Origin of the sequence: Streptomyces sp. yr375 (assembly GCF_900110755.1) — a bacterium.
Classification (GTDB): domain Bacteria; phylum Actinomycetota; class Actinomycetes; order Streptomycetales; family Streptomycetaceae; genus Streptomyces.
On record NZ_FOFF01000031.1, the window covers coordinates 1 to 26,105 of the forward strand.

Annotated in this window: 22 protein-coding genes and 2 pseudogenes; 14 read left to right on the top strand and 10 right to left on the bottom strand. The window is 70.3% G+C overall.

Annotated features, from left to right (window positions below; genetic code table 11):
* Window positions 1-227 (bottom strand): hypothetical protein (locus BMZ82_RS42775; protein WP_218159050.1); only part of this gene is annotated, 227 nt, incomplete at its 3' end.
* Between BMZ82_RS42775 and BMZ82_RS26050 the strand changes: the two genes are divergently transcribed.
* Entirely contained in the window at window positions 226-465 is a 240-nt protein-coding gene (locus BMZ82_RS26050; protein WP_256252115.1) for a hypothetical protein, read from the top strand. The two genes, BMZ82_RS42775 and BMZ82_RS26050, sit on opposite strands and share 2 nt — an antisense overlap.
* A 2-nt stretch (window positions 466-467) precedes the next feature.
* Here BMZ82_RS26050 and BMZ82_RS26055 read toward each other — a convergent pair whose 3' ends face one another.
* The 4 genes and pseudogenes from BMZ82_RS26055 to BMZ82_RS42780 all read right to left on the bottom strand — a co-directional run.
* Window positions 468-986, bottom strand: a complete 519-nt coding sequence (locus BMZ82_RS26055; protein ID WP_093779833.1) for a hypothetical protein — start codon at window positions 984-986, stop codon at window positions 468-470.
* A 204-nt stretch (window positions 987-1,190) separates the two neighbouring features.
* Complete coding sequence (locus BMZ82_RS26060) at window positions 1,191-2,531, bottom strand: aminotransferase class I/II-fold pyridoxal phosphate-dependent enzyme (RefSeq protein ID WP_093779834.1); 1,341 nt, start codon at window positions 2,529-2,531, stop codon at window positions 1,191-1,193.
* 192 nt (window positions 2,532-2,723) lie between these two features.
* Window positions 2,724-2,894 (bottom strand): hypothetical protein, encoded by a 171-nt coding sequence (locus BMZ82_RS39620; RefSeq protein ID WP_256252124.1) that lies wholly within the window; start codon window positions 2,892-2,894, stop codon window positions 2,724-2,726.
* Between the two features lie 5 nt (window positions 2,895-2,899).
* A pseudogene (locus tag BMZ82_RS42780) lies at window positions 2,900-3,228 on the bottom strand (potassium-transporting ATPase subunit B); the annotation flags it as partial.
* Window positions 3,229-3,609: 381 nt separating this feature from the next.
* On the opposite strand from BMZ82_RS42780, the gene BMZ82_RS26070 reads away from it, so the two are divergent.
* Window positions 3,610-4,575 carry a hypothetical protein gene (locus tag BMZ82_RS26070; protein WP_143098914.1) on the top strand — a complete coding sequence of 322 codons (966 nt, stop codon included), beginning with the start codon at window positions 3,610-3,612 and terminating at the stop codon, window positions 4,573-4,575.
* A 155-nt stretch (window positions 4,576-4,730) separates the two neighbouring features.
* On the opposite strand, the gene BMZ82_RS26075 is transcribed toward BMZ82_RS26070, so the two are convergent.
* Window positions 4,731-6,305 carry a Na+/H+ antiporter gene (locus BMZ82_RS26075; protein WP_093779836.1) on the bottom strand — a complete coding sequence of 525 codons (1,575 nt, stop codon included), beginning with the start codon at window positions 6,303-6,305 and terminating at the stop codon, window positions 4,731-4,733.
* Between the two features lie 235 nt (window positions 6,306-6,540).
* On the opposite strand from BMZ82_RS26075, the gene BMZ82_RS26080 reads away from it, so the two are divergent.
* Together BMZ82_RS26080 and BMZ82_RS26085 are read left to right on the top strand one after the other, a co-directional pair.
* Window positions 6,541-9,048, top strand: coding sequence for a sensor histidine kinase (locus tag BMZ82_RS26080; protein WP_093779837.1), 2,508 nt, complete (start codon window positions 6,541-6,543; stop codon window positions 9,046-9,048).
* A 5-nt stretch (window positions 9,049-9,053) separates the two neighbouring features.
* Window positions 9,054-9,860: a DUF4118 domain-containing protein gene (locus BMZ82_RS26085; RefSeq protein WP_093779838.1), complete on the top strand. Its 807-nt coding sequence runs from the start codon at window positions 9,054-9,056 to the stop codon at window positions 9,858-9,860.
* A gap of 12 nt (window positions 9,861-9,872) precedes the next feature.
* Here the strand turns inward: BMZ82_RS26085 and BMZ82_RS26090 are convergent, their stop codons facing one another.
* Complete coding sequence (locus BMZ82_RS26090) at window positions 9,873-10,430, bottom strand: hypothetical protein (RefSeq protein WP_256252116.1); 558 nt, start codon at window positions 10,428-10,430, stop codon at window positions 9,873-9,875.
* Between the two features lie 284 nt (window positions 10,431-10,714).
* Here BMZ82_RS26090 and BMZ82_RS26095 point away from each other — a divergent pair, with 284 nt between their 5' ends.
* The 7 genes from BMZ82_RS26095 to BMZ82_RS26125 all read left to right on the top strand — a co-directional run bounded on the left by BMZ82_RS26095 (window position 10,715) and on the right by BMZ82_RS26125 (window position 20,772).
* Window positions 10,715-12,556: an APC family permease gene (locus BMZ82_RS26095; RefSeq protein ID WP_093779839.1), complete on the top strand. Its 1,842-nt coding sequence runs from the start codon at window positions 10,715-10,717 to the stop codon at window positions 12,554-12,556.
* Window positions 12,557-12,836: 280 nt separating this feature from the next.
* Window positions 12,837-12,926: a K(+)-transporting ATPase subunit F gene (kdpF, locus tag BMZ82_RS26100; protein WP_016434100.1), complete on the top strand. Its 90-nt coding sequence runs from the start codon at window positions 12,837-12,839 to the stop codon at window positions 12,924-12,926.
* Between the two features lie 8 nt (window positions 12,927-12,934).
* Window positions 12,935-14,599: a potassium-transporting ATPase subunit KdpA gene (gene kdpA, locus BMZ82_RS26105; protein WP_093779840.1), complete on the top strand. Its 1,665-nt coding sequence runs from the start codon at window positions 12,935-12,937 to the stop codon at window positions 14,597-14,599.
* Window positions 14,596-16,731 (top strand): potassium-transporting ATPase subunit KdpB, encoded by a 2,136-nt coding sequence (gene kdpB / locus BMZ82_RS26110; RefSeq protein WP_093779841.1) that lies wholly within the window; start codon window positions 14,596-14,598, stop codon window positions 16,729-16,731. Before kdpA ends, kdpB begins: the two co-directional genes overlap by 4 nt.
* Before the next feature lie 6 nt (window positions 16,732-16,737).
* Entirely contained in the window at window positions 16,738-17,406 is a 669-nt protein-coding gene (locus tag BMZ82_RS26115) for a potassium-transporting ATPase subunit C (RefSeq protein WP_093779842.1), read from the top strand.
* A gap of 136 nt (window positions 17,407-17,542) precedes the next feature.
* Complete coding sequence (locus BMZ82_RS26120; protein WP_093779843.1) at window positions 17,543-18,226, top strand: response regulator; 684 nt, start codon at window positions 17,543-17,545, stop codon at window positions 18,224-18,226.
* Window positions 18,227-18,228: 2 nt separating this feature from the next.
* Entirely contained in the window at window positions 18,229-20,772 is a 2,544-nt protein-coding gene (locus tag BMZ82_RS26125; RefSeq protein ID WP_093779844.1) for a sensor histidine kinase, read from the top strand.
* A 19-nt stretch (window positions 20,773-20,791) separates the two neighbouring features.
* Here BMZ82_RS26125 and BMZ82_RS26130 read toward each other — a convergent pair whose 3' ends face one another.
* Window positions 20,792-21,358: a universal stress protein gene (locus tag BMZ82_RS26130; protein ID WP_093779902.1), complete on the bottom strand. Its 567-nt coding sequence runs from the start codon at window positions 21,356-21,358 to the stop codon at window positions 20,792-20,794.
* 303 nt (window positions 21,359-21,661) lie between these two features.
* Here BMZ82_RS26130 and BMZ82_RS26135 point away from each other — a divergent pair, with 303 nt between their 5' ends.
* Window positions 21,662-22,012: an SAV_915 family protein gene (locus BMZ82_RS26135; protein WP_093779845.1), complete on the top strand. Its 351-nt coding sequence runs from the start codon at window positions 21,662-21,664 to the stop codon at window positions 22,010-22,012.
* A gap of 49 nt (window positions 22,013-22,061) precedes the next feature.
* Window positions 22,062-22,209: pseudogene (locus tag BMZ82_RS42035) on the top strand (diaminopimelate decarboxylase); the annotation flags it as partial.
* Between the two features lie 360 nt (window positions 22,210-22,569).
* On the opposite strand, the gene BMZ82_RS26140 reads toward BMZ82_RS42035, so the two are convergent.
* Window positions 22,570-23,700, bottom strand: coding sequence for a magnesium and cobalt transport protein CorA (locus tag BMZ82_RS26140; RefSeq protein WP_093779846.1), 1,131 nt, complete (start codon window positions 23,698-23,700; stop codon window positions 22,570-22,572).
* Between the two features lie 174 nt (window positions 23,701-23,874).
* Here BMZ82_RS26140 and BMZ82_RS26145 point away from each other — a divergent pair, with 174 nt between their 5' ends.
* Window positions 23,875-24,993, top strand: coding sequence for a winged helix DNA-binding domain-containing protein (locus BMZ82_RS26145; protein ID WP_093779847.1), 1,119 nt, complete (start codon window positions 23,875-23,877; stop codon window positions 24,991-24,993).
* A gap of 135 nt (window positions 24,994-25,128) precedes the next feature.
* Here the strand turns inward: BMZ82_RS26145 and BMZ82_RS26150 are convergent, their stop codons facing one another.
* The gene (locus BMZ82_RS26150; protein ID WP_093779848.1) at window positions 25,129-25,920 is read right to left on the bottom strand and encodes a S1 family peptidase; all 792 of its coding nucleotides are present in this window, start codon (window positions 25,918-25,920) and stop codon (window positions 25,129-25,131) included.
* Window positions 25,921-26,105 lie beyond the last annotated feature (185 nt).

Consider the following 26,105-nt stretch of genomic DNA (forward strand, 5'->3'; position numbering starts at 1 on the left):
AGCGCCTGCGGCACCGTCCACGACCGGGACACCAACGCCGCGATCAACGTGAAGACGGCCGCCGGACTGGCGGTATCGGCCTGCGGAGCGCCGGTAAGACCAGAACTCGTTCTGGCACAGCGTGAAGAAACAGGAAGCCACGGATTCCCCATCGGAAACTGTGCCGCGTAGCGGCACAGCAACCGGTAGAGAAGGCCAGAATCCTCGTCCTTCAGGACGAGGAGCATGTCAAGACAGCTCTTCCTCGACTACGACCACGCGCACGACCTCGACCCCGACGATCCCCGCATCGACGACCTCGCCCGCCGGATCGCCGAGGCACATCGGGAACGCTACGGATCCGACGAAGCGCCCCAGATGGACACGGCCTCCGAGATCCCGGCGCTCATCCAGGGCACGGTCAGCGCCTCGTCCCCGGCATGGCAGCGACTCGACACACTCATCCGCGCACACCTGGACGCGTGACCTCAGGCAAGTCCAGACTCCCGCAGAACCGCCTGTACCGTCTCGTCGTCGATGCGTCGGACCATTCGGTCGAGGACGTCCGCTCCGTGGCGAAGCGTTCCGCGTCCCACGGAGCGGCGGACGCCCGTGTCCGGTTCGTGCCAGAGCAGGGGATTGGCGGCGAGGACCCGGGGGTCGAGCTCCAGGCTGTGGCCGTGGACGTCCCGCAGGACCAGGTGGGAGGAGACGCCCTCGTACTGTCGTACGGCTGCCAGCGCGTCCGTGTGGACCAGGTGTCGGCGCCACGGGGTGCGTACCGCCAGCCAGCCGGGGCCCGCACTCACCCGCTGCGGCAGGAGGACGACGCATACGGCGGCCGACATGGTGATCCAGAGCAGGCCGCGGAGCGGATTCAGGATTCCCGCGTCCGAGTCGACCAGAAGGCTCATGACGCAGAACAGCAGGGCGCAGCTCACCGCGAGCCGCGCGCTGCCACGCCAGTGGCGGTCGCCGGCCTGGACCACCGGTTTGTTGTGCCGCATGGAGCTGACGCTAGGCACGTGTGTGCCTTGAGCGGCCGACGCTGACGGGCCCCTGACGGAGAGCGGCTGGTGCGTGCCGAGAGAACATCGGGACGAGGAGGTCGGGGCCGGACACCCGACGTCGCTTCGTCGTGGGGTCGGCTGCCTGCGGCCGGGCGGAACGCTTCGAGAGGTTCCGTCCGACCGCAGGGGGTGTGTCAGTGCTCAGCGGGTTGCGGTGACGGTTTGCCGGGCGGTGTGGATGCAGGTGTCGAGGATGTCGATCGCGGTGTCGACATCGGCGTCCGTGTGGTCCGCCATGGCCTGCATACGGAAGCGCGCCGCGTCGGAGGCGACGGCCGGCTGTTCGACGAGGTGCGCGACGAGGCCGGCGCGGGCGATGAGGCCCGAGGCGGTGCGGCCGGTGGGGGTGTCGCCGATGAGGACCGGGACGACCGGGCAGACCACGTCGCCCATGACCTCCAGGCCGCGGGCGGTGAGTCCCTCGCGCAGCCGGGTGGCGACGGCCGCGACCGCCGCCCGGCGCCGGGCACCTTCGGGCGAGGTCACGATCCCGAGGGACGCGAGGGCCACCGCGGTCTGTACGGGGGTGATGGCGCTGGAGAAGGTCTGCGGACCGCCGAACATCCGCACGAACTCCCGCGCCGAGGCGGACGGTGTGGCGAGGAAGCCGCCGGTGGTGGCGAAGGTCTTGGAGAAGGCGCCGACCACGAAGTCGACCTCGCCGAGGATGCCGTGCACCTCGAGCTGGCCGCCGCCCAACTCGCCCATGGCACCGAAGTCGTGGGCCACGTCGACCATCAACTGGGCGCCGAACTCCCGGCAGATGCCGAGCAGTTCGGCCAACTGCGGGGTGTCGGAGTCCATGGAGAAGACGCCCTCGGTGACGACGAGGACGGCGTTGGTGGTGTCGGTCGCGCGGATGCCCTCCAGATGGCGCCGTACGGCCTCGTTGTCGAGGTGCCGGAAGAACTCCACGCTCGCCCCGCTCGCGGCGGCGCCCTGGCGCAGCGAGTCGTGGGAGAGCTTGTCGAGCAGGATGTGGTCGCGGCGGTGCATCAGGGCCCGGATGGTGCCGAAGCCGGACGCCCAGCCGGTGGGGAAGAGCGCCACGTGCTCGGTGCGCAGGGCCTCGGCGAGGCCGGCTTCCAGCGCCCTGCTGATGGGGGTCGCGCCGCCGAGGGCCGGGGAGCCGGCGGTGAGGGGGCCGTAGTCGCGCAGGGCCTGGTGGGCGGCGTCGAGGACGGCGGGGTGGCCGGTGAGGGAGAGGTAGTCCTGGCCGCCGAAGTTGGGGCCTTCGGTGATCACGCCGGTGTCGGAGACGACGGTGGCGCGGGTGGTCAGGGCGGTGTCGTAGCGGCGGAAGTACGGCCACAGGTCAGCCTGTTGGCGGTCGAGCTGCCAGGCAAGGTAGGCGTCGTTGCGGGTGGTCAGATCCGGTCCGGACACCGTGCGGAAGCGCATGATGTCCTTTTCCCGGGCATCGGTCCGCCGGTCGCCCAGCGGCCCGGCCGCAAGGGTGGTGCCGGGCACGGTGGTGGTCATGTTCGTTCAGCTCCTCGGTGCGGGCATGTGGGGCCCGCTGCGCAGGCGCCGGTCGGGCGCCCACGGCGACGCTACGGCCCGGATCAGGGCCGACTGCCTCTCGTTGACGGGGCTTTGATGGGGCGGCAAGACCTTCCTAACGGCGGCCTTACCGAGGCTTTGAACTTCACGTCGACGCAGGCCATGGCCCCGTCAGCCGCCCCGCACCACCCGATACGGCCCTGGGTCGCGCAGCCGGACCACGTTCGCCGCGCCTTCGGCGGGCGACACGCCCTCGTGCGAGTACAGGGAGAGCAGCGCCGTGTCGCAGACGCCGGGGTCGGTGACGCGGGGGTCGGTGACGCGAGGGTCGGCCGCGAACACCGCCTCTCGTCGGCCAGGGACGACATCTGGGCCGCGTCGGCGAGTTGCCGTTCGTCGATGCCGGGCAGCGGAACGAAGGCGACGGCCTCGCGGTTGCCGAGGGGATGGTGCCGGTCTTGTCGAGCAGCAGGGAGTTCACGTCACCGGCCGCCTCGACAGCCCGGCCCTGCGACATGGCGACCACGTTGCGCTGGACCAGGCGGTCCATGCCGGCGATGCCGATCGCGGACAGCAACGCGCCGATGGTCGTGGGAATGAGGGTGACGAGCAGGGCGACCAGGACGGTCGTCGGCTGGGCGGCGTCGGCGTACTCGGTCATCGGCTGGAGGGTGACACGGCGACGCGCGCACGTCGGCGAGGGAAGACGACGGGACGCCACACGCCGGTGCCTGCCGTTCGGTGGCACACACGAGGCCGCCGCGAGCCGCTCTTCGGATGGGGGACTCCGGAGCGGGTGAGGCGAGGCCGTCGACGCCCCGGCCCTCGGCGGCGGACCACAGGAGTCCAATCGCGACCAGCGGTCGAACAACCTTGCTCAGCAAGGAATTTGCGGCTTTCATGCGGATCCGGCGTGAACGCCGTCAAGGCCCCGTCAAACAAACCTGGCCAGCCGTCAGGAAGGTGTCAACGCAGTCCGTCCATGGCCTGATCCGGTCGCAGACTGAGCGGCAACGGGGGGCGGGGTCACCGTCCTCGGCATGGCGGGGGAGGGACCGTGACCATCACGGCCGGCGCATCGCACAGACCTCAGCCGGAGGCCGGTGCGCGGTCATCGCAGCCGGCGATCACCCCGCCAGTGGGCAGCCCCGGACCGCAGCGACAAGAGGCGTCGCGGACGGGCGGTCCGGGGCACCGCCCCGCGCAGCGGACCGTGGCCGCGTGGGCCGCTCTGCGCCGCCGCTACTGGGCCACCGTGCCCGCGCGGCTGCGCCTCCTGCGCGCGGCCACGGTCGTGCTCGCCGCGGCCCTGGCCCTGTTGCTGACACTCGCCGGACTCGCGGCCCTGGGCACCTGGAACAGCGTGGCCGACCGCGACGCGCCCCGGACCACCAGCGCCGCCGACCTCGATCTCGCCCTCAACGACATGGACGCGCAGGCTGCCAACATCCTGCTGTCCAACGGCGACGCCGGCAAAGGACGCCTGCAGACGCCCTACCAGAAGGCTGTCGGCTTCTACGGTGGCGCGCGCAAGGAGATCGGCCACGATCTGCGCACGCTCGCCGTCGCCGCGCAGGGCGACAAGACCGATGAGAAGAGCGTGGAGTCCCTCACCGACGACTTCGCCGAGTACCAGGAGCTGATCGGCCGGGCCCTGGAGAACGACGGGCACCACGGCGGCAAAGCGTCCGCGCTTGTCGACTACCGCAGGGCCACCGATCTTCTGCAACAGCAACTCGTCCCGGCAGCACGGACGTTGGTGTCCTCCAACGACAAGGCGTTCGACGCGGAGTACAGCTCCGCCCGATCCGCCCTGTCCTCCCAGCCCTCCAACGCGCACTTCGGGGCCTGGATGGCCGCGCTGGACAAGGTGACCGACATCAACCGCGCCCACTTCACGGCCTCGACCGACGCGGGCCGCTCGGCGGTCACCGGCCAGCTGCCCTGGGCGGGTGGACTGCTGCTCGCCGCGATGGCTCTCACGGCCCTCGGACTACGGCCCAGGCTGGCGGAGTTCCGTTAGGACCTGTCTGCCGGATCATCCTGGATGCAGGGCTTGGCAGCCCCCTTTTTTTGGCGCGGGGCTGTATCAATATGCGGCTCCGCCGCGTGGGCGCGACAAGCCACGACGTCGCCGCAGACGACCAACGACCGTATCTCGGCCCCCCAGCGGAGCGCTCACGAATCGGCCAGCCGAGCCTCCTCCAGGTCCAGTGACCGCTGCAGTCGGCGGCGGGTGGTGTCGCTGATGGCGTGGCCGTCGTAGAGGCGCTGGAGTTCGCCCGTCTCGACGGCGATCAGGTCGCGGCGCAACTGTCGGTACACCAGGTCGGCGGACTCGGTCGTGGCTCCGTCGCCGTCCTGCTCCGCGAGGCGGTCGCGGGCGTCGTCGAGGCGGGCGGCCAGGCCGCGGCGGAGCCGGTCGAGGACGACGTCCGGTACGACCTCGAGCTCGCCCAGTTCTTCCAGGCGGGCCAGTCCCGCGTGGGCGAGGTGGGAGCGGGCCTCGGCCTCCTCGCGCGCGGTGTGGGCGGGCTCCAGGGCGATGCCGGCGCGGTGGACGACGGGCGCCAGGGTGAAGCCCTGCACCACGAGGGTGACGACCACGACCGAGGTGGTCAGGACGAGGACGAGCGGCCGTTCCGCGAGAGCGGTGCCGTTCTGCGCGACCTCCGGGATGGACAGGGCGGCGGCCAGCGGCATCACCCCTCGGGTGCCGGCCCAGGTCAGGACCACGGGGATCCGCCAGTTCATGCGGGTGATGCCGCCCTTGCGCTGCACCACCGCCGACAGGGGGGCCAGCCACAGCATGCGCACGGCGACGAGCGTGACGGCCACGGCGAGGGCGTACAGCGGCCAGGCACCGTCGCCGTCGTCCAGTGCCCGCACCTGGGCGGGCAGGGCCAGCCCGATGAGGCTGAAGACCACGCTCTCCAGCAGGAACACCACCGTGCCGTACACGGCGTGCAGTTGGAGCCGGATGCGGGCGTTGGTGAGGCGGTCGCCCCGGCCGCCCAGGACCACGCCGGCCACCACGCACGAGGTCACGCCGGAGGTGTGTGCCGCCTCAGCCAGCAGATAGGCCGCGTACGGGGTGACCAGGGCGATCACCGTTTCCAGGACCGGGTCCTCGGTGCGCCGCCGGATCAGGGCGATCACGCCGGCCACCGCTGTTCCGATCAGGGTGCCGCCGCCGGCCAGCAGCAGGAACTCGCCGCCCGCCGCGCCCCAGTTCGCGGCGGCGGACGCCACGGCGATGCCCGCGGCCACCCGGACCAGCACCAGGGAGGTCGCGTCGTTGAAGAGACTTTCCGCCTGCACGAGGACCTGGACCTTCGGCGGCAGGGCGAGGCGTCTGCCCAGCGCTGTGACGGCGACCGGGTCCGTGCTCGCCAGAATCGCGCCCAGGACGAAGGCCATCTGCCACGACAGCGGCGTCACCAGCGCCGCCACCGCGCCGACTGCCGCCGCGGACGCCAGGACCAGGCCGATGGAGAGGATCCCGACCGGTTTCCACACCGCGCGCAGCTCACGCCAGGGCATCTCCTCCGCGGAGGCGTAGAGCAGCGGCGGGAGTACGACGAGGCCGATGATCTCCGGGCTGATCTCGATCTGAGGGGTGCCCGGCAGCAACGCCACGCCGAGGCCGGCGACCACGAGCAGGGACGGGGCCGGGATGCGCCACCGGCGCGCGAAGGTGGCCACCATCGTGGCGAGGACCACGAGGGCGAGAACCGTACCTACGCTGCGCATGCCGCCTCCTGGAACTACGAGGGGAACCGACTTGGCTCCCCTGCCGACCAGGCTTCCCGGCACACCGCTTTCACCCTATCCGCTGCAGGTCACGTCAAGACAGTGTCAAGGTCCGCGGGACCGGCGCCAAGGAAGCGCTAACACGCGTACCTCCCGGCCCCCGGAGGGGCTTCCTTAGGAACAGCCCCCTTCATGAGAGGGGGAGTTGACCCAGTGATGGAGCGCGTCGGCGGCGATGAGTGACGTACGGCCCGGACGACTGAAGGTCTACCTCGGGGCAGCCCCGGGAGTCGGCAAGACCTACCGCATGCTCGACGAGGGACGGCGCCGCGCCGCCCGAGGGGCGGACGTGGTGGTGGGATTCGCCGAGTGCCACGGCCGCCCCGGTACGGAGGCGATGCTCGACGGCCTGGAGGTCGTCCCCCGCGCCCGCTGCTTCTACCGCGGCGGACACTTCCAGGAGATGGACCTGGCCGCGGTCCTCGCGCGCCGCCCGCAGGTCGCGATCGTCGACGAGTTCGCCCACAGCAACGTCCCGGGCGACGGCCGCAACGCCAAGCGCTGGCAGGACATCGAGACACTGCTCGACGCCGGCATAGACGTCGTCACCGCGCTGAACGTCCAGCACCTGGCCTCACTCAACGACGTGGTCGAGAAGATCACCGGGGTACCGCAGCACGAGACGGTCCCCGACGAGGTCGTACGGCGCGCCCACCAGGTCGAGCTGGTGGACATGCCGGCCGAGGGGCTGCGCCGCCGCATGGCGCACGGCAACATCTACACCCCCGAGAAGATCGACGCGGCGCTCGCGAACTACTTCCGGCCCGGAAACCTGACCGCGCTGCGGCAGCTGGCGCTGCTGTGGGTGGCCGACCGGGTCGACGAGGCGCTCCAGGAGTACCGCTCCCAGCACGGCATCGGTGGGGTGTGGGAGACCCGGGAGCGGGTTGTCGTGGCTCTGACCGGCGGCCCGGAGGGCGACACGCTGATCCGCCGGGCCGCCCGTATCGCAGCCCGCTCGGCCGGGGGCGATCTGCTCGCCGTGCACGTGGCCCGCAGCGACGGCCTCGCGGCCGGAGTCTCGCACGCCTCCCTGGCCCGGCAACGGCGGCTGGTGGAGGACCTGGGCGGGAGCTACCACTCGGTCGTCGGCGACGACGTGTCCACCGCGCTGGTGGACTTCGCCCGTGCCGAGAACGCCACCCAGCTCGTCCTCGGCACCAGCCGCCGCGGCCGCTTCGAGCGGTTCCTGACCGGACCCGGCACGGGGGAGACGGTGACCGCCCTCTCCGGTGACATCGACGTCCACCGGGTCACGCACGAGCGGGCCGGCCGCGGGACCCTGCTGCCGTCCCGGCGACGCACCCTGTCCACGCGGCGGCTGATCGCGGGTCCGGTCGCAGGGCTGGTGCTCCCGGTGCTGCTCACGGCCGTCCTGGCGCAGGTGCGCGGGACGGTGAACCTGACCAGCGAGGCGCTGCTGTTCCTGCTCGCCGTGGTGGGGGTGGCCTGCATAGGCGGGGTCACCTCGGCGGTGATCGCGTCGTTGACGGCGTCGCTGCTGCTCAACTACTGGTTCATCCCGCCCATCGGGCAGTTCACCCTGGACGATCCCAACGCCCTGTTGGCGCTGGGAGTGTTCGCGGTCGTGGCCGCCACCGTGGCCGCCGTCGTCGACCGCTCCCTGCGCCTGTCACGCCGCTCGGCCCGTGCCACCGCCGAGGCCGAGACCATGTCGTCCCTGGCCGGCACCATCGTGCGCGGCGGCGCGACCATTCCGGCGCTGCTGGAACGTACCCGGGAGACCTTCGGCATGGAGTCTGCGGAACTCGTGGACGAGCCGCCCGATGCCAACGGCGTGACAGCCGTGCCGGCCGGTCCCGACGCGTATCTCGTCCTGGCCGGCCGCACTCTGTCGTCGTCCGAGCGGCGGGTGCTGGCCGCCTTCGCCGCACACGTCGGAGCCGCGGTGGAACGGGCCCGGCTCGCCGAGGCCGCCGCCGAGATCGAGCCGGTCAAGGCCGCCGACCGGATGCGTACGGCGCTGCTGCGGGCCGTCGGCCACGACCTGCGCACACCGCTCGCCGCGGGCTGGGCCGCGGTCACCTCGCTGCGCAGCCGGGACGTCGAGTTCTGCGCCGAGGACCGCGAGGAACTCCTCGCCACCGCCGACGAGTCCATGGCCAAACTCAACCGGCTGGTGGAGAACCTCCTCGACCTCAGCCGTCTGGAGGCCGGAGTCCTCACCCTGAACCTCCGCGCCACCACGCTTGAGGAGGTGCTCCCCATGGCGCTCGCGGACACGACCGGCGTCGAAGTGACGGACACCCAGGGGATTCCCGCGGTGCAGGCCGATCCGCCCTTGCTGGAGCGCGTGATCGCCAGCCTGGTCGGAAACGCCGCCCGCCACACGCCTGAGGGGCAGAAGGCGCTGGTGACCGCCAGTGCACTGGCCGGCCGGGTCGAGTTGCGTGTCGTCGACCGGGGGCCCGGCCTTCCCGCCGACAGCCGGGAGCGGCTCTTCGAGCCGTTCCAGCGGCTCGGCGACACGGACAACACCACCGGGCTCGGCCTCGGGCTGGCCCTCGCCCGTGGTCTGACCGAGGCGATGAACGGCACCCTCACTCCCGAGGACACCCCGGGCGGCGGCCTGACCATGGTCGTGTCGCTGCCCTTCGCCGAACAGGCCGAATCGTCGGAGTACCCGGACCCCAGCGGTGCGCAGAGATTAGGAGGTGCCTGACGATCATGGAGACCGGCACAGGCCGGCTGTCGCACCGCACGGCAGGACCGCGCGTCGCGTCGGCGGGTGCCTGGCCACTGCGGGACCGGCTCGCCCTGACGGCGGGCCTGGCCGCTCCGTTCCTGGTGGCCCTCGCCCTGGTCCCGTTCCGCACGGACCTGTCCCACACCAACGCCGCCCTCATCCTCGTCGTGGTGGTCGTCGCGGTCGCCGCGCTGGGGAGCCGTACGGCGGGTGCGCTCGCGGCGCTCTCCGCGGCGGCCTGGTTCGCCCGCGGCGTAGCCGCAATCGGACACAGCTTCCTCACGCGGCCGTACGAGACGTTCGACATCACCGCGTCCGCCGACGTCGAGACGGCCGTGCTCCTGTTGCTCGTCGGCATCATCGTGTCCCAACTGGCGGCCCGGGCGCGCCGGTTGGAGGTCATCACGGTGACCGACGCGGATCACCTGTCCCGGATCCACCGCACAGCCGCCCTCGCCCAGTCGGCCGACTCCGCGGACACCGTGGTCGACCACGTCCGCCGGGAACTCACCGACCTCCTCGCCCTGAGCGCCTGCCGCTTCGAGTACGGCACCCTCATCGGCCGCCCGCCCCGACTGTTGAAGGACGGCAGTGTGACGGGGGCGAGCGCCTGGCCACAGGATGAGATCGAACTGCGGACCTACGGCAACGGCCACTACCTCGGCCGCTTCATGCTGACCCCCGGCCCGGGCCCCGTACCCCTGCTCCAGGCACGCCTGGTGGCACTCACCCTGGCCGACCAGACGGGCGCGGCGCCGGACACGGCGGGGCCGGTGCGGGAGGACTGACAGCGGTGGCTATTACTCCAGGCCGGAGATCCTGAACACGGACTCGGCGGTCTCGCGGTCCACGCGCTCCGAGACACGGCGCAGCGCGGTCTCGCCGCACACCAGCGTGCCGACCGCCACCGACTTCCGTGCGTCCTCGTCGAGGCGGTACCAGAGCTGGGGATTGGTCACGAGGACGTCCGGGTCGATCTCGACGCGTCCACCGAACGCGTCCCGCAGCAGGAGCCGTTGCGAGATGCCGTCCAGGCAGCGGACGGATACCAGCGCATCCGTACGGACCCGGTGCTCCCGCAGCATCCGACGTGAGGACAGCCAGCCCTCGCCGGCGGACACCCGGGCGGGAAACAACGCGACGAACAGCAGCCCTGCCAGGCCCAGCCACAGTGCGGCACGCCAGGGGGCGAGCCGCCCGGAACCCCAGTCGATCAGGAGGAGCAGGACGAGCAGGACGCCCGCGCAGCGGACGGAACTCCACAACTCCTGTACCCACTGGAGGCCGTTGGTTGCCTCACCGGGCTTCTCTCCGTGTGCGTCGACCGGTTCGTGTCGCGCGTCGTCGCGGCGTCCCATACCGGTGACGGTAGAGATCCGGAGAACCCGATCGGCACACTTTGATGCGCCTCTGACGGATATCCGCCGCTTCTTGACGCCCTGACTGCGGTGTACGGCAGTCCCGAGCGACGGAACGACAGTCGCCTGGATCACACGGCCGTCAAGATCCCGTCAGGGTCTGGCTCTTCAGCGCGAAGATGCCGCAAGGACCAGTCGGGAGCGACGGGATTCGGACAGAACCTGGAGTGCACCGCGCACTCCTCAGCCCCTGTGCGTGGCCTTGGAAGAAGGAGCACGCACCCATGTCCGTCCTGACGACCGAGCCGGACGCCGTCCCCGCCGGTGAGGAACCGCCGGATACCGGCGAACGTCATCGCCTGACCACGCTCACCGGCCTCGCCGCGCTGTCGCTGGACGCGATGGCGTCGGTGGCGTACGGCCCCGAGGCGATCGTCCTCGTCCTGGCCGCCGCGGGTGGGCACGGACTCGGCTTCACGCTCCCGGTGACGCTGGCCATCGCGGGCCTGCTGGCGGTGCTGGTCGCCTCGTACCGGCAGGTGATCGCAGCCTTCCCGGACGGCGGCGGGTCGTACGCCGTCGCGAAGACGCACCTGGGCGCCCGTACGAGCCTGGTCGCGGCAGCCTCCCTCGTCCTGGACTACGTCCTCAACGTGGCTGTCGCCGTCACGGCCGGCGTAGCCGCCCTGACCTCCGCCTTCCCGTCCCTCTACGACGACCGGCTGTGGCTCTGCCTGGCGGTGCTAGCCCTGATCACGGGCGTGAACCTGCGGGGCATCGTGGAGTCGGCGAGGGCGTTCATCGTGCCGACGGCGGTCTTCGTAGGCTCCATCTTCGTCCTCATCGCGGTCGGCCTGTTCCGGTCGGAACCGGTGAGCACCGCCACCGCGGCGGGACACGCCACGGCACTCGCGGACAACGCCTCCACGGTGGGCGCGCTGCTCTTGCTGAAAGCTTTCGCCTCAGGTTGCGCCGCACTGACCGGAGTGGAGGCCATCGCCAACGCCGTGCCGTCCTTCCGCCGCCCGCGCGTGAAGCGGGCCCAGCGCGCGGAGGTCGCCCTCGGCGCGGTGCTCGGCGTGATGCTGATCGGGCTGTCGGTGCTGATCTCCCGCTTCCACCTCCAGCCGGTCCAGGGCGTCACCGTCCTCGCCCAGCTCGCGGACGCCTCGCTCGGCCACAACTGGGCTTTCTACGTCATCCAGTTCGCGACGATGATCCTGCTCGCCCTGTCCGCGAACACGTCCTTCGGCGGCCTGCCGGTGCTGCTGAAGCTGCTGGCCCGCGACAACTACGCGCCGCACGTGTTCGCGCTGAAGGCCGACCGCCAGGTGCACCGGCACGGCGTCCTCGCCCTGGCCGTGGTCTCGGCCGCGCTGCTGGTGTTCTCCGGCGGCGACACCAACACCCTGGTGCCGCTGTTCGCGATCGGTGTCTTCGTCGGCTTCACCGTCGCGCAGGTGGGCATGGTCCGGCACTGGCGGTTGGAGCGTGGGCCCGGCTGGAAGGGCAAGGCGCTGCTCAACGGGTTCGGCGCGCTCCTCACCGGCGTCGCGACCGTCGTCGTCACGGCGTCGAAGTTCGAGGAGGGCGCCTGGCTGATCGTGATCGCGCTGCCCCTGCTGGTGCTCGCCTTCGAGACCGTCCACCGCGCTTACCGCCGGATCGGTGAACGCCTCGGCCTCGGCAGCATCCCCGAGCACCCCCACCGCGACCGCTCGGTGGTGATCGTGCCGGTCTCCTCACTGTCCCGCCTCACCTCGGAGGCCCTGACCGCCGCCGCCTCCCTCGGCGACGAGGTCCGTGCGGTCACCGTCTGCTACCCCGACCCCGAGGACCGGGCCCAGATGCACACCCTGGAGCGTGCGTGGGCGCAGTGGGACCCGGGCGTCCCGCTGGTCCGGCTGACGTGCGAGCGCCGCACCCTCGGCCGACCCATCGCCGCGTACGTCCGCGAGGTGACGGCGTCGGAGCCGGCCACCCGGGTCACCGTCCTGATCCCGGAACTGGAGCCGGAGCGGCTGTGGCAGCGGCTGCTGCAGAACCAGCGCGGCGCCGTCGTCGCGCACGCGGTACGGCGGGAAACCGACGCCGTGATCTGCAGGCTGCGCTTCCGGTTGTTCTGACGCACCCCGACGCGCCCGACAGCGGCCCCTTGTCACAGGTCGGCGCAGGTGCCGTAAGAGTTCCGTCAAAGGTGTACGACACGCCGTAAGGGACCCGTCAACGGCACTCGATTCCGGCCAGAGACGGGGTTTCCTCTAGTCGTCCGATCCGCTCGCGGACGAATCGCTGCGGATTCCAGAACCTCCTCTAGGAGCTCGCGATGGCCGATCTGGCCTTCGTCGTCACCACGATCGCGGTGTTCGCGTTGGTGGCCCTCGTCGCCAAGGGGGTGACCAAGCTGTGACCGCCGAGAACATCGTCGGCCTCGTCGTGGCCGTCGCCCTGCTGGGCTATCTCGTCCTCGCCCTGATCTTCCCGGAGAGGTTCTGAGACACGACATGGGTCCCGTACTTGCCGGCTTCCTCCAACTGCTCGCCCTGATAGGAGCACTGGCGCTCGCCTACGTCCCGCTTGGCAACTACATGGCCAAGGTCTACTCCTCCGACAAGCACTGGCGTGTCGAGAAGTGGATCTACAAGGGCATCGGTGCCAACCCCGACACCGAGATGCGCTGGCTCGCCTATCTGCGCGGCGTGCTGGCCTTTTCCGCGATCGGCGTCCTCTTCCTCTACCTGCTCCAGCGGATCCAGGGCGTGCTCCCCGGTTCGCTGGGCTTCTCGTCGATCTCGCCGGCGCAGGCGTTCAACACCGCCACGTCGTTCGTCACCAACACCAACTGGCAGTCGTACTACGGCGAGCAGGCCATGGGCCACGTCGTACAGACCGCCGGTCTGGCCGTGCAGAACTTCGTCTCCGCGGCCGTCGGCATCGCCGTCGCGGTGGCTCTCGTACGGGGCTTCGCGCGCTCCCGTACCGGTGAGCTGGGCAACTTCTGGGCCGACCTGGTGCGCGGCATCATGCGCATCCTGATCCCCGGCTCGATCATCGCGGCGATCGTGCTGGTCGCCTGCGGTGCCATCCAGAACTTCTCCGGGATCCACGAGGTCGGCCAGTTCATGGGCGGCCACCAGCAGTGGAACGGCGGCGCGGTCGCCTCGCAGGAGGCCATCAAGGAGTTCGGCACCAACGGCGGCGGCTACTTCAACGCCAACTCCGCGCACCCCTTCGAGAACCCGACCCCGTTCACGAACCTCTTCGAGATCTTCCTGCTGCTGGTGATCCCGTTCTCGCTGACGCGTACCTTCGGCGTGATGGTCGGGAGCGTGAAGCAGGGCTACGCGATTCTCGCCACCATGGCCACCATCTGGCTCGGCTTCGTCCTCCTGATGATGTGGACCGAGTTTGCGCACCACGGCCCGGCGCTGCAGGCCGCGGGCGGTGCGTTGGAGGGCAAGGAAACACGCTTCGGTGTCGGGGCCTCGTCCATCTTCGCGGTGTCGACCACGCTGACCTCGACGGGCGCGGTGGACTCCTTCCACTCCTCGTTCACCGGTCTCGGCGGCGGAATCACCATCCTGGGCATGCAGCTCGGCGAGATCGCACCCGGTGGTACCGGCTCCGGCCTCTACGGCATGCTGATCATGGCGGTCATCGCGGTGTTCATCGCCGGTCTGATGGTGGGCCGTACGCCCGAGTACCTGGGCAAGAAGATCGGCACCCGCGAGATGAAGCTCGCGGCCTGCTACATCCTGATCACACCGGCCCTGGTGCTGATCTTCGCGGCGGCCTCCATGGCGCTGCCGACCCCGCCGCACTCGATGCTGAACTCCGGCGCGCACGGCTTCTCCGAGGTGCTGTACGCCTTCACCTCCGCCGCCAACAACAACGGCTCCGCCTTCGCGGGCCTGAACGCGAACACCGACTGGTTCAACACCATGACCGGGCTCGCGATGGTGCTCGGGCGCTTCCTGCCGATGGTGTTCGTGCTGGCGCTGGCCGGTTCGCTCGCCGAGCAGAGGCCGGTCCCGGCGACCGCGGGCACCCTGCGCACCGAGAAGCCCCTGTTCACGGGGTTGCTGGTGGGCGCGATCCTGATCATCACCGGTCTGACCTACTTCCCGGCGCTGGCGCTGGGACCGCTGGCCGAGGGGCTGGCGTCATGAGCACTCGTATAGAGAAGTCAGAGGACTCGATGTCCACAGCCACCCCGACCAGGGCGCCGCACAGCGATGTGCCGACCGGTCACAAGGACGAAGGCAAGGTCGGCGCGGGCCTGTTCGACCCGAAGCAGTTGCTGAAGTCACTGCCCGACGCCTGCCGCAAGCTCGACCCGCGGGTGATGGTCAAGTCACCCGTCATGTTCGTGGTCCTCGTCGGCTCGGTGCTGACGACGATCTTCTCCTTCAAGGACCCGGGCGACTGGTTCGGCTGGACCATCAGCGCCTGGCTGTGGCTCACGGTCATCTTCGCCAACCTCGCGGAGGCGGTCGCCGAGGGCCGCGGCAAGGCGCAGGCCGACACCCTGCGCAAGGCCAAGACCGACACGGTCGCACGCCGTCTGGGCAAGGACGGCAAGACCGAGGAGCAGGTGCCTGGCACCGAGCTCACGATCGGTGACCTGGTCGTGTGCGAGGCGGGCGACATCATCCCCGGCGACGGTGACGTCGTCGAGGGCGTCGCGTCCGTGGACGAGTCGGCCATCACCGGCGAGTCCGCGCCCGTCATCCGTGAGTCCGGCGGCGACCGCTCGGCCGTCACCGGCGGTACGAAGGTCCTCTCCGACCGCATCGTCATCAAGATCACGACGAAGCCGGGCGAGACCTTCATCGACCGGATGATCGCCCTCGTCGAGGGTGCCGCCCGGCAGAAGACGCCGAACGAGATCGCGCTGAACATCCTGCTCGCCTCGCTGACGATCGTCTTCCTGCTGGCCGTGGCCACGCTGCCGCCGTTCGCGGACTACGCGGGCACCCACCTCACGATGATCGTGCTGGTGGCCCTGCTGGTCTGTCTGATCCCGACCACGATCGGCGCGCTGCTCTCCGCGATCGGCATCGCGGGCATGGACCGGCTGGTGCAGCGCAACGTACTGGCCATGTCCGGCAGGGCAGTCGAGGCGGCGGGTGACGTATCGACCCTTCTCCTGGACAAGACCGGCACCATCACCCTCGGTAACCGCCAGGCGTCGGAGTTCGTGCCGGTGACCGGCACCACCGAGGCCGAGGTGGCGGATGCCGCCCAGCTCTCCTCGCTGGCCGACGAGACGCCCGAGGGCCGCTCCATCGTCGTCCTGGCGAAGGAGAAGTACGGGCTGCGCGAGCGCCACCAGGGCGAGCTGGCCAACGCCGAGTGGATCGCGTTCACCGCCCAGACCCGCATGTCGGGTGTGGACGTGGACGGGCGCAGGATCCGCAAGGGCGCCGCCGGTTCGGTCATCACCTGGGTCAAGGAGCAGGGCGGCACCGTTTCTGAGGACGCCGACACTCTCGCCAACCGGATCTCGGAGGCCGGCGGCACCCCGCTGCTCGTGGCGGTCGAGGACGAGCAGGGTGCCCGGATCCTGGGCGTCATCCACTTGAAGGACGTCGTCAAGGAAGGCATGCGAGAGCGGTTCGACGAACTGCGGCGCATGGGCATCAAGACCGTCATGATCACCGGCGACAACCCGCTGACCGCCAAGGCGATCGCCGAGGAGGCGGGCGTCGACGACTTCCTCGCGGAGGCCACGCCCGAGGACAAGATGGCCCTCATCAAGCGGGAGCAGGCCGGCGGCAAGCTCGTCGCGATGACCGGTGACGGCACCAACGACGCGCCCGCGCTCGCGCAGGCGGACGTCGGCGTGGCGATGAACACGGGCACGTCGGCCGCGAAGGAGGCCGGCAACATGGTCGACCTCGACTCGAACCCGACCAAGCTCATCGAGATCGTCGAGATCGGCAAGCAACTCCTCATCACCCGGGGCGCCTTGACGACGTTCTCCATCGCCAACGACGTAGCGAAGTACTTCGCGATCATCCCGGCGCTGTTCGCGGCGGTCTACCCGGGCCTGGACAAGCTCAACATCATGAACCTGTCCTCGCCCGACTCCGCGATCCTGTCCGCGGTCATCTTCAACGCGCTGGTCATCATCGCGCTGGTCCCGCTCTCCCTGCGGGGCGTGCAGTACAAGCCGGTGAGCGCGGACAAGATGCTGCGCCGCAACCTCACGATCTACGGCCTCGGCGGGCTGATCGCGCCCTTCATCGGTATCAAGATCATCGACCTGCTCATCTCCCTCATCCCCGGAATCGGCTGATCGGCTATGAACAACTCGGTTACGAACACGGCCCGGTTGCTCTGGGCCGGTCTGCGGGCCCTGCTGGTACTCACCGTGGTGACGGGCGTCATCTACCCGCTCGCCGTCACGGGGATCGCCCAGGCGCTGTTCAACGGCAAGGCGAACGGCTCGGAGATCAAGTCGGACGGCAAGGTCGTCGGCTCGTCCCTGATCGGGCAGTCGTACAACCTGCCGTTGAAGAAGGGGCAGGAGACCCCGGACCCGGATCTGAAGTGGTTCCAGGGCCGGCCGCAGAACGGGCTCGGCGCCAACAGCGTCAACACCCAGTACAAGCTGCTGCTGTCCGGTGCCACCAACCTCTCCGCCGACAGCAAGGTGCTCCTCCAGCAGGTGAAGGACGCCAAGGCCGCCGTCGTCAAGGACAACTCGGTGCCCGGCTACACGGTCAGGGCGTCCCAGGTGCCCGCCGACGCGGTGACCTCGTCCGGCTCCGGTCTGGACCCGGACATCTCCCCGGCCTACGCGGACATCCAGGTCCACCGCATCGCAGAGAAGAACGGGCTGTCCGTCACCCAGGTGCAGAAGCTGGTCAAGGACCACACCGACGGCCGTACCCTCGGCTTCATCGGTGAGCCCACCGTGAACGTGCTGGAACTCAACATCGCGCTCAAGTCCCTTGTGACGAAGAGCTGATGGCGTTAGGCGACGATCCGCGTGGGAGTCGGCGGCCGGGGACACGTCCCGGATCCGCCGACTCCCGTCGCATTGATGCCGGTTGTGCAGTTCCCGGACTTCACGACTGCCCGTACGACACGAAAGGCGCACACCCATGACACGGGTGCTGGTGGTGGAGGACGACCCGCAGCTCGTACGGGCCCTCGTGATCAACCTGCAGGCCCGCCAGTACGGCGTCGACGCGGCCCCCGACGCAGCCGCCGCGCTCCGGCTCGCGGCGGCGCGGCAGCCGGACGTCGTGATGCTCGACCTCGGACTGCCCGACATGGACGGCGTCGACGTCATCAAGGCACTGCGCGGCTGGACCCGCGTCCCGATCCTGGTGCTGTCGGCCCGGCAGGCGTCGGACGAGAAGGTCGCGGCGCTCGACGCGGGCGCGGACGACTACATCACGAAGCCGTTCAGCATGGACGAACTCCTGGCCCGCCTGCGGGCCGCCGTCCGGCGCAGAGAGGGCGCTCCGTTCGTTTCCGAGGCGACACTGGTGGAGACCGACGAGTTCACCGTCGATCTGCGTGCCAAGAAAGCCACCCGGGGCGGACACGACATCCGGCTGACCCCGACCGAATGGCACCTGCTGGAGATCCTGATCACCAACCCCGGGCGGCTGATCACCCAGAAGCACCTGCTCCAGGAGGTGTGGGGCGTCACCCAGAGCAACAAGACCAACTACCTGCGGGTCTATATGGCCCAGCTCCGCCGCAAACTGGAGACGGACCCCGCCCACCCCCGTTATCTGATCACCGAGCCCGGCATGGGTTACCGCTTCGAAGGATGAACATGGCTCGCGGCAAGCTCCGGATCTACCTCGGCGCGGCACCGGGCGTCGGCAAGACGTACGCGATGCTCTCCGAGGCGCACCGGCGCGTGGAACGCGGCACCGACTGCGTGATCGCTTTCGTGGAACACCACGGCCGGCCGCGCACCGAGGTGATGCTGCACGGCCTGGAGGAGATTCCGCGCAGGGAACTGGAGTACCGGGGCACGACGTTCACCGAGATGGACATCGACGCCGTCCTGGCCCGGAACCCAGAGGTGGCGATGGTCGACGAGCTGCCTCACACCAACGTCCCCGGCTCCCGCAACACCAAGCGCTGGCAGGACGTCGAGGAACTCCTCGCGGCCGGCATCGACGTCGTCTCGACCGTCAACATCCAGCATCTGGAGTCGCTCGGCGACGTCGTCGAGTCGATCACCGGTGTACGGCAGCAGGAGACCGTGCCGGACGAAGTGGTGCGCCGGGCCGACCAGATCGAGCTCGTCGACATGTCGCCGCAGGCGCTGCGCCGCCGCATGGCGCACGGCAACATCTACAAGCCCGACAAGGTCGACGCGGCCCTCTCGAACTACTTCCGGCCCGGAAACCTGACAGCCCTGAGGGAGTTGGCGCTGCTGTGGGTGGCCGACCGGGTCGACGCCTATCTGACCGAGTACCGCAGTGAGCACCAGGTGTCGACGATCTGGGGCTCGCGGGAGCGGATCGTGGTGGGCCTGACCGGCGGACCGGAGGGCCGGACACTGATCCGCCGGGCCGCGCGGCTTGCCGAAAAGGGCGCCGGCGGCGAGGTGTTGGCCGTCTACATCTCCCGCAGCGACGGTCTGACCTCCGCCTCGCCCAAGGAACTGGCCGTCCAGCGAACGCTGGTGGAGGATCTGGGCGGCACGTTCCACCAGGTCGTCGGCGACGACGTCTCGGCCGCGCTGCTGGACTTCTCCCGCGGGGTGAACGCCACCCAGATCGTGATGGGTGTCTCCCGGCGCAGGAGTTGGCAGTACGTGTTCGGTCCCGGCGTCGGAGCCACGGTGGCCCGCGAGTCGGGACCCGATCTCGACGTCCACCTGATCACGCACGACGAGGCGGGCAAGGGACGCGGACTGCCCGTGAACCGTGGCGCACGGCTCGGCCGGGCCCGGATCGTCTGGGGCTGGCTCGTGGGCGTGCTCGGCCCCGTCCTGCTCACCCTGCTGCTGACCAGCGCCACACCGAATGTCGGCCTCGCCAACGACATGCTGCTGTTCCTGACCCTGACCGTCGCGGCGGCCCTGCTCGGCGGACTCCTCCCCGCGCTGGCCTCGGCGGTGGTCGGATCGCTGCTGCTGAACTGGTACTTCACCCCACCTGTACACACGTTCACCATCGCCGACCCCAAGAACATCGTCGCCATCGCGATCTTCGTCGGTGTGGCCGTGTCGGTGGCGTCGGTGGTGGACCTCGCCGCCAGACGCACGGACCAGGCGGCCCGGCTGCGCGCCGAGTCCGAGATCCTGTCCTACCTCGCGGGCAACGTGCTGCGCGGCGAGACCAGCCTCGAGGCGCTGCTCGAGCGGGTGCGGGAGACCTTCGGCATGGAGTCGGTGGCCCTGCTGGAGCGGGCCGGCGAGCTGGATCCCTGGACCTGCGCGGGCAGTGTCGGCCCGCGCCCCTGCCAGAACCCCGAGCACGCGGACGTCGACGTACCGGTCGGCGACCACATGTCCCTGGCCCTGTCGGGGCGCGTACTGCCGGCCGCCGACCGCCGGGTGCTCGCCGCGTTCGCCGCCCAGGCAGCCGTCGTCCTGGACCGCCGACGCCTGCAGCAAGAGGCCGACCAGGCCAAGGAGTTGGCCGAGGGCAACCGCATCCGCACCGCGCTGCTGGCCGCCGTCAGCCACGACCTCCGTACCCCACTGGCCGGGATAAAGGCGGCCGTCACCTCCCTGCGCTCCGAGGACGTCGACTGGTCGGAGGAGGACCGGGCGGAGCTCCTGGAGGCGATCGAGGCGGGCGCCGACCGTCTCGACCAGTTGGTCGGCAACCTGCTCGACATGTCCCGCCTGCAGACCGGCACGGTCACCCCCATCATCCGCGAGACCGACCTCGACGAGGTCGTGCCGATGGCGCTGGTCGGGGTGCCGGAGGACAGCGTGGAACTGGACATCCCGGAGACGCTGCCCATGGTTCATGTGGACCGGGGGCTGCTGGAGCGGGCCGTCGCCAACATCGTGGAGAACGCGGTCAAGTACAGCCCGCCGGAGGAGAAGGTCCTCGTGTCGGCGAGCGCCCTCGCGGACCGGGTCGAGGTGCGTGTGGTGGACCGCGGGCCGGGCGTCCCCGACGAGGCCAAGGACCGCATCTTCGAACCCTTCCAGCGCTACGGCGACTCTCCGCGCGGTGCCGGGGTCGGCCTCGGCCTGGCCGTGGCCCGCGGTTTCACGGAAGCCCTGGGCGGCACCCTGAGCGCGGAGGACACCCCCGGCGGCGGACTCACGATGGTGCTCAGCGTGCCGACAGCACCGGAGCGCCGGACGGAGCAGCCGGATCTGCCGGCCGCGGCCACGCCCTGAAGGGTGAGGCCCATCGGCCTCAGGCATCGGGCGGCACGGTCTCGAACGCCTTCGCCACATGCCCGGTGTCCAGGCGCAGCCGCCAGGCGTTGCGGCGGTGCGCGGCGGCCAGTTCGGCCTCCAACGGCGACGGCGGCACAGCGAGGACGGGACATGTGGCGTGCGCGAGGCAGTAGCGGCTGACCGACGGCCACAGCGCGCGGTGCAGACGGCCGCGGGGCCCGGCACCGACGACGAGGAGGTCGTCCTCGCGGTCGGCGATCTCGGTCAGCGCCCGGCCCGGGGAACCACGGACGACGAGGGCCTGCGTCGGAAGCCCCGTGTCCGTACTGCCGACCACGTCACGGAGCGCCGTGACCAGCCGCTCCCGCGCCAGCCGCTTCCCCTCCTCGACCAGGTAGGACGCAGCCGGTGAACGACGTGCGGCGAGATCTCCGCCGGGCGGCTCCCAGGCCAGCACCGGCCACAGCTCGGCACCCCTGTGCCGTGCTTCGCCGGCGGCCCGGCACAGGGCGGCGAGACTGCCCGTGGAGCCGCTCACTCCGACCACGACACGAGCGGCTGGGGGCGCGTCGGACTCGGACATCACTTCACCGTTCTCCACGCGTCGGCGGTCGGTTCCCGCCGGCGATCCTCATCGGAACGCCTCCCATCTCACTCCTCGGCGAGGCGTTCGAAAAGCCCGCGGGCCAGTTCTTGGCGCCCTTCTGACGGACCCCGCCCGGGCCGCTCACCAGGCACGTCAGCATCTCGTCAACGTCGTCCCGATCACCGTCAGCGTCCCGTCAGGAGGGGGCCGCCGACCCCGGTGGGCGGGCGTAACGTCGTTGGTGAGCCCCGGTCCGCCTCCCCGCGTCCGGGGCACTTCAGCTCCTTCCGGAGGTATCCCGTGAAAGATCTCGTCTACGGCGAAGACCCCGAGCCCTGGGATCGGTTCCCGGCCGGACTCCTGTTCGTCCCGGTCCGGCCGGGCCCCTCACGGTGTGCGGCCCGCCTCTTCCGCACACCCCTCGGCGGTCGCACGGCCGTCGGCTTCACCTCCCTGCGCAGGCTGGCCGGGACGCTCGGTTCCGGCCAGACGTGGATCCGCCTCGCCGATCCCGCACTGCGCGCCCTGGTCGCACCGCTCGGTGTCACCACCGTCACGGTCGATCCCCGGTTCACCGCCCCGGCGCCCACACCGGTCGGACCGGCAGTTCCCGACTCGGCCCCGACCGTCCCGGCCCTGCGGGCCGGTTGAGAACCCGGCTGAGACCGGCTGAGACCGGCTGAGAGGAGAGCAGCAGTCGATGACCACCCGTCACGAACCCGCCGTCCCTTCCACCTCCGTCGAACTGTCGGTGTGGTCGGGCCTCGACAGCCGAGCCCCGACCGGGCGACCTGGCCGTGGGCGGCGTACCGCTCGCGGAGATCGCCGACCGCTTCGGCACCCCTGTCTAGGTCCTCGACGAGAACGAGGTCCGCGACCGCTGCTGCCGTGGGGCGGCCCGGAGCCCGACCGGGAGACGAAGAAGTTCCCGCTACATGACCCACGAAACGGGTGGGCACAGCGATCTGCTGTGCCCACCCGTTTCGGCGTTCCGCAAGGGAAGTTCGCTGCTCTCCGTGCTGATCCTTGCTCCCAGCCTGCGCTTCAACGGTGAGGCTTCCGCAGGTCAACGCCCGCGATCGCAGGAGACCGCTCGCATCGGAGCGCGGCTCATTCTCCCCAGATTCTCCCCAGCGGCCTGGAAGGAGTCGTCGGAGCCTGCGATCCGGGCCGTGCCCACTCCCGGGAGCGTCCTCCGAGGCGATTGCTCAGAGCCAGTCCTTCCGTTTGAAGATGATGTACAGGCTGGTGCAGACGACCGCCATCAAGACGATGGCGAAGGGGTATCCGAGCACCCAGTGGAGTTCCGGCATCCGGTCGAAGTTCATGCCGTAGATCGTCCCGACCAGTGTCGGGGCGAACAGGATCGCCGCCCAGGACGAGATCTTCTTGATCTCCTCGTTCTGTTCGAAGCCCGCTTCCGCCAACGCCCGCATTTCCGCGTTCTGTTGCTGGGTGACGAGGGTGGCGTTCACGGTGAGGATCTCGGTGAGGGCCTGGCGGAAGCCGTCGACGCGTTCGCTGGTGTGGGTGACGTGGTCGGCGACGTCCCGTAGGTAGCGCTGGAGTTCGTCGTCGGTGCCGTACTTGGAGAAGCCGGCCATCAGGGCGTGCAGCATGCCGACGAGGGGGCGGGTGGCGCGCTGGAACTCGACCATTTCGCGGGAGAGTTCGTAGATGCGGCGGGAGACCTCCGGGTCGCCGCGGAAGACCTCGGTCTCGATCTCGTCGATGTCGTTCTGGACGCCCGAGACGACCGGGAGGTAGCCGTCCACCACCGCGTCCAGGATCGCGTACAGCACCGCCTCCGGGCCCAGTTTCAGCAGTTCCGGCGTCTCCTCCATACGGCGGCGCACCGCCGACAGGTCGGGGGCCGCGCCGTGCCGGACGGTGAGGACGAAGTCGGGGCCCACGAACACGTGCAGCTCGCCGAAGTCGATCTCCTCCTGGGCGTCGAGGTAGCGCGCCGCCCGCAGGACGACGAAGAGGGTGTCGCCGTAGCGTTCCAGTTTCGGCCGCTGGTGGGCCTCCTTCGCGTCCTCGACGGCGAGCGGGTGCAGGTCGAACTCCGCTGCCAGGGAGTGGAGTTCACCCTCCGTCGGGCGGGCCAGGCCGATCCACGCCATGCCCGACGGCTGCTCGCGCAGCGCCCGGTAGGTCTCCGAGAGCGTGGCCGGGGCGACGACGCGGACGCCGTCGCGGTACAGGACCGCCTGGACGATGCTGGCGGCCTCCGGAGACTCCGTGGCCGGCGGCGCCGACGGGCGGGACGGCCGCGGTCGCGGCTGAGGTGCGGGCGGGGTGCGGCGCCAGACGGGTTTCCTGGGACGCTCGGGCATCGCGGCTGCCTCTCGGTCGAGCCTACGTTTCGGTCGGGCCGGCCTGCGTTCGTTCGTCTTGCAGGTCGGCGTGATCACTTAGCCGGATATGCGGGATATTCAGGATATAGGGGGCAAACGGTCTGGGGGCGTTGCGGACAGCCGGTGTCCGCATGCCCCGTTAGCTTGCCGTGCATGACGAAGACGACGCCCCCGGCGGCCCCCGTGCTCGGCGCCCGCGCCCTCAACCGTGCCACCCTCGACCGGCAACTGCTGCTGCGTCCCTCCTCGCTGTCGGCCGGAGCCGCCGTGGCGCACCTGCTCGGGTTGCAGGCGCAGAACGTCAAGCCGCCGTACTACGCGCTCGCCGCCCGCCTCGACGGCTTCGTACCGCAGGAGCTGTCGACGTTGATGGCCGAGCGTGCGGTCGTCCGGATCGTCAGTATGCGTTCCACCATCCACACCCACACCGCCGACGACTGCCTGACCCTGCGGCCGTTCGTCCAGCCTGCCCGCGACCGTGAGCTGACGTACTTCCGCAAGGGGCTCACCGGGGTCGATCTCGACCGGCTCGCCGCCGTCGCCCGGGACCTGGTCGAGGCCGAGCCGCGCACCATGAAGCAGTTGCGCGAGGCGCTGTCCGCCGAGTGGCCCGACGCCGATCCCCGGTCCCTCGCGGTCGCCGCCCGGTGCGGGCTGCCTCTCGTCCAGGTCACCCCGCGCGGGCTGTGGGGCCGGAGCGGGCAGGTCGCGCTGACCACCGCCGAGCACTGGCTCGGCCGGCCCGCCGAACCGGCCCCCGCCGCGGACACCGTCGTCCGGCGCTACCTGGCCGCCTTCGGTCCGGCCTCCGTCAAGGACATGCAGACCTGGGCCGGCCTGACCCGGCTGCGCGAGGCCTTCGAACGCCTCCGCCCGCACCTGCTCACCTTCCGCGACGAGCACGGCGTCGAACTCTTCGACCTCCCCGACGCCGTGCGCCCCGACCCCGAGACCCCGGCCCCGCCCCGCTTCCTCCCCGAGTTCGACAACCTGCTCCTCTCCCACGCCGACCGCACCCGGGTCGTCCCACCCGAGTACTGGGGCCGCAGTTGGCAGGGCAACCAGGCCCACTGCACCCTCCTCGTCGACGGCTTCCTGGCCGGCCTGTGGAAGCTGGAGAAGGACGCTCTCGTCATCGAGCCCTTCGCCCGCCTCGCCAAGACCCGGCAGGCGGACGTGACCCGGGAGGCCGAACGCATGCTGGCCACGATGTATCCACAGCAGCCACGGCATCAGTACGACATCCGCTTCGGTGCCGTCGTGCGCCCCTGAAATACCGCTGCCCCCGACAGCGAGAAGCCCCCACCCGTAGAGGTGGGGGCTGGATAGAGGGCGCTGCGGGCCGCTCGTGGAGGCTCGCAGCGCCCCCTGGTATGTCCCTGAGGGGTGCTCAGGAAGTCTTGGGGGCTAGGAGTTGACCTGCGCGGTCACCAGGCTGGAGAAGGTGGTCAGCCGGGTGTAGACACCCGGGAAACCGGCCTGCGCGCAGCCTTCGCCCCAAGAAGTGATCCCTGCCAGGACGCCCCCGATGAGCAGGGGACCGCCGCTGTCGCCCTGGCAGGTGTCTGTGCCACCGGACGTGAATCCGGCGCAAACCATGTCGGTCTGGACGAAGTCCGAACCGTAGGAGCTCTTGCAGCTCGCGTCGGACACGATCGGGACGGTCGCGGTCCGGAGCTGGTTGGAGGAGCTGCCGCTCTCCGAGGTGGCGCCCCAGCCGAGGATGCGGGCGGTGGTGCCGGCCGCGTAGACGCTGGTCTGGGACGAGGAGACGTACGACGCCGTGGTGTACGGCATCGAGGTCGAGAGGGTCAGGACGGCCAGGTCGTCACCCTTGGTGGCGGTCGTGTAGTCCGGGTTGACCCAGATCTTGCTGACCCGGGCGACCGTGCCGTTGGTGCCGCTGAGGCTGGTGCGGCCACCGATGACGCGCACGCCGCTCGCGGTCTCGTCGACCATGCAGTGGGCGGCCGTGACCACCTTGGTCGGCGAGACGAGGGTGCCGCCGCAGAACTGGTTCTGCGAGGCGTCCGTGATCTGCATCATGAACGGGTACGTGGTCGTGGTGGTCGTCGTGCCACCGACGATCGGCTGCGGCGCTGCGACAGCGGTGGGGGCGCTGAGCAGAGTGGTCGCTGCCGCGGCGGCGGTCGCCACCACTACGGCGGCGGTCTTCTTGGCACGGTTGAGCCCGAACATGAGTCTCCTTGCAACGGGATTGCCGGTGGGGGGTCGCGCGGGTGTGGGGGTGAGCACGGAGGTCGCGGGACCGACCCCCGTGTGCCCGGGCGAGCGGCACATCCCTTACGCTAGGCCCGCTCCCTGCTCCCCCCAATGAGGGAACCCCCTAAGGGAGTTGGGGAAGGGAAAACCCTCGGTCCCTT